General features: G+C 42.0%; 10 protein-coding genes. 9 read left to right on the forward strand and 1 reads right to left on the reverse strand.

Annotated features, from left to right (window positions below; genetic code table 11):
* Nucleotides 1-44: 44 nt before the first annotated feature.
* Nucleotides 45-431, reverse strand: coding sequence for a DUF1573 domain-containing protein (locus C7972_RS13035; RefSeq protein ID WP_110356619.1), 387 nt, complete (start codon nucleotides 429-431; stop codon nucleotides 45-47).
* Between the two features lie 198 nt (nucleotides 432-629).
* Between C7972_RS13035 and C7972_RS13040 the strand changes: the two genes are divergently transcribed.
* From C7972_RS13040 to nagA, 9 genes are all read left to right on the forward strand, one after another.
* Nucleotides 630-3,260, forward strand: coding sequence for a valine--tRNA ligase (locus tag C7972_RS13040; protein ID WP_110356620.1), 2,631 nt, complete (start codon nucleotides 630-632; stop codon nucleotides 3,258-3,260).
* A 75-nt stretch (nucleotides 3,261-3,335) separates the two neighbouring features.
* Nucleotides 3,336-4,352, forward strand: a complete 1,017-nt coding sequence (locus tag C7972_RS13045) for a Gfo/Idh/MocA family oxidoreductase (protein ID WP_110356621.1) — start codon at nucleotides 3,336-3,338, stop codon at nucleotides 4,350-4,352.
* Between the two features lie 207 nt (nucleotides 4,353-4,559).
* On the forward strand, nucleotides 4,560-5,321 hold the full coding sequence (locus tag C7972_RS13050; RefSeq protein ID WP_110356622.1) for a CDP-alcohol phosphatidyltransferase family protein: 762 nt from the start codon (nucleotides 4,560-4,562) through the stop codon (nucleotides 5,319-5,321).
* Between the two features lie 212 nt (nucleotides 5,322-5,533).
* Nucleotides 5,534-6,601: a LacI family DNA-binding transcriptional regulator gene (locus C7972_RS13055; RefSeq protein WP_110356623.1), complete on the forward strand. Its 1,068-nt coding sequence runs from the start codon at nucleotides 5,534-5,536 to the stop codon at nucleotides 6,599-6,601.
* 9 nt (nucleotides 6,602-6,610) lie between these two features.
* The gene (locus tag C7972_RS13060; protein WP_110356624.1) at nucleotides 6,611-7,696 is read left to right on the forward strand and encodes a PmoA family protein; all 1,086 of its coding nucleotides are present in this window, start codon (nucleotides 6,611-6,613) and stop codon (nucleotides 7,694-7,696) included.
* Nucleotides 7,697-7,752: 56 nt separating this feature from the next.
* Entirely contained in the window at nucleotides 7,753-9,105 is a 1,353-nt protein-coding gene (locus C7972_RS13065; RefSeq protein ID WP_110356625.1) for a Gfo/Idh/MocA family protein, read from the forward strand.
* Nucleotides 9,106-9,114: 9 nt separating this feature from the next.
* Nucleotides 9,115-10,110, forward strand: coding sequence for a Gfo/Idh/MocA family oxidoreductase (locus C7972_RS13070; protein ID WP_110356626.1), 996 nt, complete (start codon nucleotides 9,115-9,117; stop codon nucleotides 10,108-10,110).
* A complete protein-coding gene (locus C7972_RS13075) occupies nucleotides 10,086-10,925 on the forward strand; it encodes a DUF1080 domain-containing protein (protein WP_146216321.1) in 840 nt (279 codons plus the stop codon). Before C7972_RS13070 ends, C7972_RS13075 begins: the two co-directional genes overlap by 25 nt.
* A 61-nt stretch (nucleotides 10,926-10,986) precedes the next feature.
* Entirely contained in the window at nucleotides 10,987-12,204 is a 1,218-nt protein-coding gene (gene nagA / locus C7972_RS13080; protein ID WP_110356628.1) for an N-acetylglucosamine-6-phosphate deacetylase, read from the forward strand.
* Nucleotides 12,205-12,238: the final 34 nt, after the last annotated feature.

Consider the following 12,238-nt stretch of genomic DNA (forward strand, 5'->3'; position numbering starts at 1 on the left):
CCCTACAAAGGACTTAACAAGCTTTATGTATTTATGAATGGAAATTATTTGCCTTCTGCCGGCAATACCTTTCCTTTAATTTTCAACACCTTCGTTGGGGTGTCAGCATTGGAAATTACCGTAATCGCCTTTGCGATCGGTCCAACCCTGTTAGTATCGTATTTTACTTGAATCTGGCCAGTCTTACCTGGTAAAATTGGACCTTCCGGTTTTTTGGGAATGGTACAACCACAGCTAGAGCTTACTTTGCTGATCACTAGCGGTGCATTACCGGTATTGGTAAATTCAAATACCCGCACACCATCACTACCTTTAGCGATTTCGCCATAATCAACGGTTTCCGTTTTGAAATTAATTTTCGCTGCATTTTCTTGAGCGGTTAGGCCAAAACCTAAGAGACCAACAAATAGAACTAGTACTATTTTTTTCATTATTTTTAGTTTTTGTTGAATTTCAAAAGTAAATGTTTTTAATCAACCTCCAAAATTCTTTTGTTATGTAATAACGTTACTTATTTTTGTTTCGTATTTCTAAATGGACAAAAACCTTAGAATTACTTCAAGTTTAACCTTAATTTTGTACTCATTTAGTAATCGCCCGTATTGGGTAAACAAAAACTGTTCCAAATAATGGAAATTCCTTCAAAATATGAACCTCACAAGGTAGAGAGCCAATGGTACGACTATTGGACCGAGCATAAGTATTTTCATTCCATCCCCGATGACAGGGAGCCTTATACCATAGTTATACCGCCACCCAATGTTACCGGAGTATTGCATATGGGCCATATGTTGAACAATACCCTACAGGATGTTTTGATACGGAGGGCGCGTTTAATGGGGAAAAATGCCTGTTGGGTGCCGGGAACCGATCATGCTTCCATAGCCACGGAGGCCAAGGTGGTTGCCAAATTGAAAGAACAGGGAATAGATAAAAAGGATATTTCCCGAGAGGAATTTTTGAAGCATGCCTGGGATTGGACCCATGAATATGGTGGGGTTATCTTGGAACAATTAAAAAAATTGGGATGCTCCTGTGATTGGGAACGCACCAAGTTTACCATGGATGACAATATGTCCGCATCTGTTATCAGGGTTTTTGTGGATTTGTTCAATAAAGGATTGATCTATAGGGGCTGCCGAATGGTGAATTGGGATCCCGAGGCAAAGACCACCTTGTCCGATGAAGAGGTTATTTATGAAGAAAGACAGGGTCTATTATATTATTTAGCATATAAAATAGAAGGCTCTGATGAAACCGTAACCATTGCCACTACCAGACCTGAGACCATTTTAGGGGATACGGCAATATGTATTAACCCCAATGATGGTCGTTATGCCCATTTAAGGGGCAAAAATGCCATTGTACCTATATGTAATAGGGTAATCCCAATAATTGAGGATGAATATGTAGATGTTGAATTTGGGACAGGTTGCCTAAAAGTGACCCCGGCACACGACATTAATGACAAGGCCTTAGGGGAGAAACACCATCTGGAGACCATTGATATTTTTAACGAGGATGCAAGTTTAAATAGTTTTGGATTGCATTATGAGGGCAAGGACCGTTTTGAGGTTCGTAAGGCCATTTCCAAGGAATTGGAAGAAAAGGGATTTTTGGTAAAGACAGAGCAACATATAAATAAAGTTGGTACTTCGGAAAGAACCAAGGCGGTGATAGAGCCAAGATTGTCCGATCAGTGGTTTTTAAGTATGGAGCAATTGGCCAAACCGGCCATAAAGGCGGTTTTGGAGGATGAAGATATTAAGTTGTTTCCGAAGAAATTTGAAAATACCTATCGACATTGGATGGAAAACATCCGGGATTGGAATATTTCCCGACAATTATGGTGGGGGCAACAAATTCCGGCCTATTACTTTGGGGATGGTCAGGACGATTTTGTGGTAGCGGAGACCAAGGAAGCAGCCTTGGAACTGGCCAAGAAAAAATCCAAAAATTCCAAGTTATCATTGAAAGACCTAAAACAGGATGCAGACGCCTTGGACACCTGGTTCTCTTCTTGGCTCTGGCCAATAAGTGTTTTTAACGGGATCTTGGAACCCAATAATAAGGAAATAGAATATTACTACCCAACCAATGATTTGGTGACCGGACCGGATATTCTGTTCTTTTGGGTGGCCAGGATGATAATTTCAGGCTATGAATACCGCCAGGAAAAACCGTTCGAAAACGTATATCTCACCGGTTTGGTTCGGGATAAACAAAGACGTAAAATGTCCAAATCCCTTGGAAATTCACCTGATGCCCTGCAATTAATAGAAGACTACGGCGCAGACGGGGTACGTGTTGGTTTGTTGTTGAGTTCCGCAGCAGGGAATGATTTAATGTTCGATGAGGCTTTATGTCAACAAGGAAAAAACTTTGCCAATAAGATTTGGAACGGATTCCGATTGGTAAAAGGATGGGAGGTGGCCGACCTGCCACAGCCAGAGGCTTCCAAGTTGGGAATTGAATGGTATACCGCAAAATTCAACAAAACCCTTGCGGAAATAGAAGATCATTTTAGTAAGTACCGTATCTCGGATGCATTAATGGCTATTTATAAATTGGTTTGGGACGATTATAGCTCTTGGTTATTGGAGATTATAAAACCTGCCTACCAACAGCCTATAGATAGGGTTACATTTGACGCGGTAATCCATATTTTCGAGGAAAATTTAAAATTATTGCACCCATTTATGCCTTTCCTAACGGAGGAAGTTTGGCAACATATTGCAGATCGAACCCCTGAAGAGGCTTTGGTGATTGCCAAATGGCCAAGGGTACAAGCGGTTGATGAGGATCTGATCGAGGGCTTCAATTTTTCCTCGGAAGTAATTGCAGGAGTCCGAACGATTCGCAAGGAAAAGAACATTCCTATGAAAGAAGCACTTCAACTGTCGGTATTGAACGATGGGGATATTTCTCCAAATTGGGATGTGGTTATTGCCAAGTTGACCAATTTGTCGACTATTGATTATGTAGACAGCGCAGTGGATGGAGCATTGACGTTTAGGGTGAAATCCAACGAATATTTTGTTCCAATGGTGGGTGCCATTGATATTGGGGCGGAAATTAAAAAATTGGAGGAAGAATTGGAATATACCCAGGGCTTTTTGGTTTCGGTAAGAAAGAAACTTTCCAACGAGCGTTTTGTGAACAACGCTCCTGAACAGGTAATTGCCTTGGAGCGGCAAAAGGAGGCGGACGCTCTTGCCAAGATAGAAACTTTGGAGAAAAGCCTGGCCAGTTTGGGGTAGCTGTATGCGATCCCTGTAGTTAAGACGCTTTCGGTTGGGGAAAAATATACAAGATTTAATGAAAGCAGCTTGACTATGGCGAAAAAAACGATAAAAACAGGTATTCTTTCATTCGGAATGTCGGGCACATTATTTCATGCCCCATTTTTGTACGGGCATCCGGGATTTGAGTTGACGGCAGTTGTTGAAAGAAGTAAAAAATCGGCCCACATAAGTTATCCCAATATTACTAGTTACGATACCGTTGACCAGCTTATAGCAGATGACGATATTGATCTGGTGGTGGTAAATACGCCCAATTATACACATTTTGAATTTGCCCTAAAAGCGCTCAAAGCTAAAAAGCACGTATTGGTGGAAAAGCCATTTTGTGTTGGCAGTTCAGAGGCTAAGGAACTTTTTGCGGTAGCAAAAAAAGTGGGTCGTCGTATTCTGCCTTATCAGAACAGGAGATATGATAGTGATTTTCTATCCGTTAAAAAGGTGTTGGAGTCCGGTAAACTTGGATCGTTGGTAGAAGCACATATGCGGTACGATCGGTACCGGCATCATATTGGCCCTAAGGTCGCCAAAGAAACCCCGGTACCCGGTAGTGGTCTCATGTACGATCTTGGCCCTCACTTGTTGGACGCCGCCATGGCACTTTTTGGATACCCCTTGGAATGGAGTAAGCACACAGGGCAGTTTAGGCCTAAAACCCAGGTGGACGACTATGCGCATATACATTTGTTGTATCCCAAGGGAGTGCAGGTGTTTATAACAATGAGCATGTTGGTGGTACAGCCACAGGCTGCCTTTGTCCTTAATGGAACCAAAGGTACCTTTGTTAAGTCCCGAACCGATATTCAAGAGCAGCAGTTGTTGACGGGGATGAGTCCTAGCGATCCTTTATTTGGACTGGAAGAGGCCGATAAATATGGTGTGCTCACTACAATTGGTGGGGAAGGGGAAAAACAAATCGAAAAAATTCAATCGGCTAAGGCATCCTATCTTAATTTGTTTGAGGATGTGTATAAGTGCCTTGTTGAAGGGGTTCCATACCCCATTTCCGAAAAGGATATTATATTACAATTGGGGATTCTGGAAGGGTAAACTGGTTTTGATGGCGGTCCGGATATTTTAATTTTATTGGGAGTCACTCCCTTTCCAGGGCAGGCAATAGGTTCACTCCTTGGATTTTGGATAGTGGTCGGAAGACCCTGTTTAATTAATCGTATCTTTAAATAACAACAAAATAGTGTGCTGTTTTAAAATTTAGGTAACTAAGTCATTAAAAATGCTCCATTAAAAAAGCGAACAATGTCTAAATTGCCGGAAGACCACAAGTTTTTAGACCTATCGGATTATGGGAGGCCGATAGCTAGGCGTATTGCCAGCGCACTTAAAACAACCCCAATTACGCCAATCCACGTTACTTTTGGGTTCCTCATTTCAGGAGTCATAGCTGTTGCGTTTATGTATTATGGATATAATTGGTATGCCGCCTTGTTTCTTATTTTGAAATCTATTTTGGATGCTGCCGATGGTGAGTTGGCACGGATAAAGGATACACCGTCCTATACCGGGCGATATTTTGATTCGGTATCGGATATTGTATTGAATATGCTGATATTCCTGGTGCTCTGGAGGATAACCACGGCCGATTTTGGTTTAACGTTGCTGGCATTTTTAGGGCTTCAGCTTCAAGGAACACTTTATAACTATTACTATGTAATTTTACGGAATAGGTTTCAGGGGGATGTTACTAGTAGGATTTTTGAATCCGGGACCCCGGTAGCAATGCTTGGGGAGCGCCAACGGAATGTGGACGTTCTGTTTTGGTGGTATAAAATACTTTATGGAAGCTTTGATCTTGTTATCTATAATCTCGATTCGGAGGCGGCGAACGATAGGCGTTTGCCCAATTGGCTAATGACGGCCGTTTCCACCTTTGGGCTTGGGTTTCAACTCTTAATAATAAGTGTATTGCTTGTTTTGGGGTGGGCAGATTACATTGTACCTTTTTTTATTGTTTACTCTATATTTATTTTTTTGTTTATCGCCATTAGGAAGGCGCTATAAGGTAGTCACTTCTCAACATTTTGCCCTTGTTATTTAAAAACAAATAGGACTAACCCCTATGGTGTGTGCTTACACACTTTTGTGTATTTATTATGTAATTTGCTGTTATTTTTGTATAATTTAGTGCGAATATCATTATAATTTTTATATTTGTGTGCCTACACACTTTTTTTAATTATTAAATATCATGTATTTGACAGGGCCAATTTACAATGGTAAAAAATAAAAAGACCACTATACAGGATCTGGCGGACTATGCCAATGTTTCCATTGGAACCATTGACAGGGTATTGCACAATAGGGGGAAGGTCTCTTTGGCCAAAAGAAAAAAAGTGGAAGAGGCCATTGAGAAATTGAATTTTAATCCCAATCTCCTCGCAAGAACATTGGCTTTGGGTAGGCAGTTCACAATTTTTAGTCTGTTTCCGGAAGCAACTTCTTCCCAAAGTTATTGGACTTTGCCGAAAATAGGGGTAGATCAGGGAGTGGAGGTTTATAGGGATTTTGGATTGGAGCTGGGCTCCTATGAGTACAGTTTGTTCGACGAATCCAGTTTTGTCAAAAATGCCGAGACCATCCTTGGGAAAAATCCAAGTGGTGTAATTTTGGCCCCACTTTTTGAAAAGGAAAGTTTGTGGTTTGTGAATAAGCTCCAGGAAAGGAATATTCCTTATGTCTTTATTGATGCCAACATCCCCAATAAGAAAAACCTAAGTTATATTGGCCCCGACTTAAAGGGTAGTGGATATATAGCGGGAAAATTATTGAATTCAATTTTAGGTCCCACCGAGGATATTCTTGTTGTAAACTTGGTAAAGGGGCTGGAGAATAGTGCCCACACAGGAACTGTGGAAAAAGGGTTTAGGGAGTTCTTTAAAAGCAACACGGTATTAAACAGCAGGAAAATAAATTCGATTACCATACCCACAACCCTGGAAGCAGAAGTGAATAGGGAGCTTACCAAATACTATATTAAAAATCCAGGAACCAAAGGAGTGTTTGTAAGTAATTCCAGGGCACATCTAATTTCTAGGTACCACGCCCTGCACGAATTGGACATAAAGGTGGTGGGGTTTGATACTGTCCCTGGAAATGTGGCTGAATTAAAGAATGGAAATATCGATTATATTATTTCTCAAAGACCTGTTTTTCAAGGGGTAACGGCGGTCAAGACTTTGTTCGATTTTTTTGTGTATAAAAAATCGCCCGCCGCTGTACAGTATGTGCCTCTGGATATAATTATTAAGGAAAACGTAGATTATTATATTAATTTTCAATAAGCCTAAGGAATGAAAAAAGAAATTAAATTGGGGTTGCCCGTTTGCACGCTTTTGCTGTTGTTGCTCGGTTCTTGTGGAAATAGTAAGTCCAATAAGAACAAGGCAGATTCTGCGCAAGAAGTGGAAAAACCAGCTATTAGGGTGGAAAATAAAGTGTCCGAACAAAAAGTGGATGTCTACTTTGGGGATGAATTATTTACTTCCTACATCTACCCTGATAATATTATGAAGCCGTGTTTGTGGCCCATAGTGACATCGGAAGGTACGGAAATTACGCGAAAATATCCCTTGAAGAGCGTAGCCGGAGAGCGTGCAGATCATCCGCACCACATTGGAATGTGGATGAATTACGGAGATGTAAACGGTATTGATTATTGGGGGCATTCAGAGGCTACCCCGAAAGATAGGAAGGAATTTAGTGGCGTAATTAGGCATCAAGAGGTGGTTGGGACCAAGGCTGATGATAGCAAAGGGACCATTCGCGTCAAAACCAAGTGGGAAGCTGGCGGTCGGACCCAAATTACGGAAGACATAGATCTTCACTTTATGGATAGGGGCAAGGTCAGGATCATTGATTGGATAAGTACATGGACGGCCCAAGAGGATATTTTATTCAAAGATACCAAGGAAGGTATGTTTGCCATTAGGGTGAGTCGTGAACTGGAACTGCCATCGGACGATCCACTAATGCTAACGGATGCACATGGAAATCCTGAAACTATCAAAGTAATTAATAATGATGTGGTTTCGGGAGATTATCTAAGCAGTGAAGGAATTACCGGTGGGGATGTTTGGGGTACCCGCGCCAAATGGATGAAACTTTTTGGAAAATATAAAGACGAAAAAGTTGCCGTGGTGATTCTGGACCATAAAAAGAATCCGGGTTATCCGGCCTATTGGCATGCCCGAGGCTATGGCCTTTTTGCCGTAAACCCATTGGGGCAGCATGTATTTTCGGACGGCAAGGAATCAATGAACCTGAGCTTAAAGAAGGGCGATTCTGTTCGTTTCGCGTTTCGCACCTTAGTGTGTTCGGGGGAAGTTTCCAACGAGGAAATCAATAAACTTGGGCTGGAATTTTCCAATCTGTACTAGCCCTTTTTAAGTAAATAGGAGATAAACAATACAATAAATTATCATATTTGGATAGCATGGAAACAAATTCAAACTCGAGAAGAAGTTTTATAAAAAAAACGGCTGCCAGTTCGGCCCTAATTGCGGCCGCAGGAATGCTACCTCAATTTAGCGCTAAAAGCTATGCGCGAATTCTAGGTGCCAACGACCGAATTAATGTCTCCATGATGGGGGTCAATAGTAGGGGAAAGGCATTGGCGCAAAATTTTGCAAGCCAAAAGAACAGTGAGGTAATCCATGTCTGTGATGTGGATAGTAGGGCTATAATGAATTGTGTGTCCGCCGTTAAAAAAAGGCAGGGAAGGGATCCGAAAACTTATGCCGATTTCCGCAAGTCCTTGGAAAGTAGGGATGTAGACGCCATGGTAATTGCCGCACCCGATCATTGGCACGCTCCGGCATCGCTCCTGGCCATGGAGGCAGGAAAACATGTGTATGTAGAAAAACCATGTAGCCACAACCCCAATGAGGGAGAAATTTTGGTGCAGGCCGCAAAGAAATATGGAAAGGTGATTCAAATGGGGAACCAGCGCCGCTCTTGGCCCAATGTGGTCGAAGGTATAAATGCCTTGAAGTCCGGTGCCATAGGACGGGTATATTTTGGTAAGGGTTGGTATACCAATAACCGGCAATCCATTGGAATAGGGAAGGAGGTTGAGGTTCCCAAGTGGTTGGACTGGGATCTTTGGCAAGGTCCGGCCCCTAGAAAAAATTATAAGGACAATATTGTGCATTACAATTGGCATTGGCTATGGCATTGGGGTACGGGGGAAGCCCTTAATAACGGTACCCATATGATAGATTTACTGCGTTGGGGTATGCAGGTGGACTATCCGATAAAGGTGAGTTCCAACGGTGGTAGGTATAGGTACCAGGACGATTGGGAGACGCCGGACACCCAAGTGATTAATTTGGATTTTGCAGACGGAATGTCCATGTCGTGGGAAGGTAGAAGCTGTAACGGAAACCCTATAGAAGGTAGTGCTGTAGGAGTAATGTTCTATGGGGAAAACGGTAGTATGCTTATCCCTGGAGGCAATAGCTATTCCATTTTCGATTTGGAGGGAAAACTGGTAAAAGAAGTGAAAAATACCCAAGAAATAGATCCTAGAAACAATTCCAATCCTGCCGAACTTTTGGATGCCTTGCACATACAAAACATGTTCGACGCCATTTTGAGCGGGTCCAGCCTGAATGCTGATATAGACTCGGGACATAAAAGTACCTTGTTGGTGCAGCTGGGAAATATAGCACAGCGTACCGGTAGGTCGTTGAATATAGATTCCAGGAATGGACATATTCTGGAGGATAATGATGCTCAAAAATTATGGAGCCGTTCTTATGAAAAAGGATGGGAAATGAAATTATAAAATATAAATATGGCAAATAGAAGATCGTTTTTGGAAAAGTTGGGCAAAGGGGCAGCCTTTTCAACATTGGCCCTGTCCGTACCCACAACTATGTTTTCACAATTGAAATCAGGAGAAAACCTGAAAAAGAAAACAAAAATTATTGGAATTATTGGTGCTGAAAACTCGCATACTAGAGGTTTTGGGAAAATGTTCAATAAAGATAAGGAGTTTCCTGGATGGGAAGTTAAATTCGTTTGGGGGGAAAAAGACGAGTATGCCCAACTGGCTAAAGATGAGGGGGGTATTCCTATTATAGTAAAGGATCCTTTGGAAATGATGGGCAAGATAGACGCGTTGATCGTAGACCATAGACATGGCGACCTTCATCTGGATGCGGCCCTACCCTTTGTAAAGGCGGGAATCCCCACCTTTGTGGACAAGCCTTTTTGTTATAGCAGTCAGGCCGCAAAATTGTTTCTGGAAATGGCGAGATCTGTCGGTACTCCGGTAACATCCTATAGTTCCATAGCGCATAGCCACGGTACGGATGATATGAGGAAGCAATTGGAAGAAATGAAGGAAATAAATCAAATTACCTGTTATGGGAAGGCAGATATTAATTCTATTTATGGAGGCTTTTTCTTTTACGGGGTACATTTGGTAGAACCTCTTATCTATCTTTTTGACGAGAAAATTGTTTCCGCGAAGTTCAACAAAAATGAAAAGGAAAACCTAAACAGTACTGCCAGCTTGATATTTGAAAACGGAAGGATGGCTACTTTGGTAATTACTACCAAAAAGTACGGGTGGCAGACCTTTGTTGAAACCGAGGAAGGAGTGGTGGAATTAAAGTCGCGAGTGAAAACCGTTGGTCCCGATAAAAATTATGTAGACATGGTAACCATGTTCAGTACCGGTAAGGAACCCCGCAGCCATGAGAGTATCATACATGGTATTGCCGTTCTGGAAGCGCTTCAAAAATCCATAATTTCCGGTAAGTGGGAATCCGTAGAACTAGGATGATGATGTATAATAAGCAGTCGTATCCATTGTTTTGGACAGTGGCTATAATATGCGCCTTGGTGTTTCTTGGGTGCAAGAACAAAAAGACAAAGATAGCAAAGGAGTCAGGGACGCCCATTGTACTTAATAATAGTCTAACAGATTTGGAGAAGGAGCAGGGCTGGGAGCTGCTTTTTAACGGAGTATCCCTGAATGGTTGGCAAGGTTTGGGTAGAGAGGATGTTCAAAGCGAACTGTGGAAAGTTGAGGATGGTACCATACGAAAACTGAATAGTGGCGAGGTTCCTTCCATGCCCGATGGCCAACCCATGGAGGGTGGCGATTTAATGACCGTGGATACTTTTGAGAATTATGAATTGTATTTTGAATGGAAAATATTAAAAGCGGGGAACACAGGCTTAAAGTACAATGTGTCCGAGGAAATGTCGCAAAAGTTCGGTTCCCAATATGCTGCCCTTGGGTTTGAATACCAATTGCTGGATGATTCGGATACCCTTTATGCAGGCAAATTAAAGCCTTCCCAATACACTGGGAGCCTTTATGATTTGATTGCAGCTGAAAACGCAATGGTAAGACCAATTGGGGAGTTTAACTCTAGTCGCATATTGATCAATGACAAACACGTGGAGCACTGGCTAAACGGAAAAAAGGTAGTTTCTTATGAATTTGGGTCCCAGCATTTGGATTCCTTGTTTAAAAAGAGCAAATATGTCGATATCCCAGGGTTTTTGGATAAGAGAAATGGCCATATTGTGCTACAAAACCATAAGGACGATGCCTGGTTTAGGAATATCAAGATTCGTAGAATTAAATAGGTTGATTAGTTTTTAGATAAAATTGATTCTGGTCAGTTAAGTGTAAAATCAATAAATAGTTATGAAATTTAAATATACACCCATTATAGTGCTGTTCTTTTTTAGTAATATGGCAATATCACAATCCAAGGATGCCCAGGCAATAGAGGGTGTTTTGTATTCCGATGAAGGATGGGTTTCCCTTTCTACCAATACAGGAAAGATTTCGGGAATAAACCGCCTTGACAAAGAGGCCAATGTTTCAAAAATGTATATGTCCCCTGGCTTGATCGATGTCCAGATCAATGGCTTTATGGGGGTCGATTTTTCTGGTCCCGATCTTACCGTTGAAGGAATACGGAAGGCTACCAAGGCTTTGTGGAAGGTTGGGGTCACCACCTATTTCCCGACTATCATTACGAGCGATTTCAAGAGGATGAAAAAGAATTTTGCCATTCTGGCACAGGCACAAAAAGATCCGGAAATAGGAGCTTCCATTCCCGGTTTTCATTTGGAAGGTCCTTACATATCTCCACTGCCGGGATTTAGGGGAGCGCATTTGGAGAAGTACATAAAAAATCCGGACTGGGAAGAATTTCAGGAATTACAAAGGGCGGCCAACAACGGTATAAAGTTAATAACCTTGGCCCCTGAATTGGAAGGTGCCATTCCCTTTATCCGCAATTGTGTAGCCAATGGTATTATAGTGGCACTTGGCCATCACAATGGAAGTGCCAAAGATATAGAACGTGCCATAGATGCAGGGGCTAAAATGGCCACCCATTTGGGCAACGGTTGTGCCAACGAGATCAACAGACATCATAATCCGCTTTGGCCGCAGTTGGCCGATGATAGGATTACGCCCAGTATTATAGCGGACGGATTTCATTTGACCAAGGAGGAAGTACGGAGTTTTTATAAGGTAAAAGGCCCCAATAAAACTATTTTGGTATCTGATGCCTTGGATCTGGCAGGCTTGCCACCAGGAGAATATACCCGAGGTGAACGTACCCTATTGCTGACCCCCAATGTGGTGAAATTGCCCAAGGAAAATGTACTGGCCGGGGCGGCATCACCAATTAGTGCCTGTGTAGGTGTAATTATGGATTATACACAATGCACTCTTAAAGATGCCATTCAAATGGCAAGTACAAATCCCGCAGAATTGTTCTCATTAAATGACCTAGGCGAAATAGGACAAGGAAAAAGGGCAGACCTTATACTTTTTCAGCTTGAAGATAAGAAGGTGGTTATATATAAAACATTTGTGTCCGGAGAATTGGTTTATTCCAAGGAGTAGTTCCTTGTTGTCTTCCATAATGTTCGATTTAGAG

The sequence above is a fragment of the Arenibacter sp. ARW7G5Y1 genome (genome assembly GCF_003201775.1).
In the GTDB taxonomy this organism is placed as follows: Bacteria; Bacteroidota; Bacteroidia; order Flavobacteriales; family Flavobacteriaceae; genus Arenibacter.

What these genes read in the sequence shown, in the direction of transcription:
- C7972_RS13035 (WP_110356619.1), bottom strand. Translation starts at nt 431, where the DNA reads ATGAAAAAAATAGTACTAGTTCTATTTGTTGGTCTCTTAGGTTTTGGC.
- C7972_RS13040 (WP_110356620.1), top strand. Translation starts at nt 630, where the DNA reads ATGGAAATTCCTTCAAAATATGAACCTCACAAGGTAGAGAGCCAATGG.
- C7972_RS13045 (WP_110356621.1), top strand. Translation starts at nt 3,336, where the DNA reads ATGGCGAAAAAAACGATAAAAACAGGTATTCTTTCATTCGGAATGTCG.
- C7972_RS13050 (WP_110356622.1), top strand. Translation starts at nt 4,560, where the DNA reads ATGTCTAAATTGCCGGAAGACCACAAGTTTTTAGACCTATCGGATTAT.
- C7972_RS13055 (WP_110356623.1), top strand. Translation starts at nt 5,534, where the DNA reads ATGGTAAAAAATAAAAAGACCACTATACAGGATCTGGCGGACTATGCC.
- C7972_RS13060 (WP_110356624.1), top strand. Translation starts at nt 6,611, where the DNA reads ATGAAAAAAGAAATTAAATTGGGGTTGCCCGTTTGCACGCTTTTGCTG.
- C7972_RS13065 (WP_110356625.1), top strand. Translation starts at nt 7,753, where the DNA reads ATGGAAACAAATTCAAACTCGAGAAGAAGTTTTATAAAAAAAACGGCT.
- C7972_RS13070 (WP_110356626.1), top strand. Translation starts at nt 9,115, where the DNA reads ATGGCAAATAGAAGATCGTTTTTGGAAAAGTTGGGCAAAGGGGCAGCC.
- nagA (WP_110356628.1), top strand. Translation starts at nt 10,987, where the DNA reads ATGAAATTTAAATATACACCCATTATAGTGCTGTTCTTTTTTAGTAAT.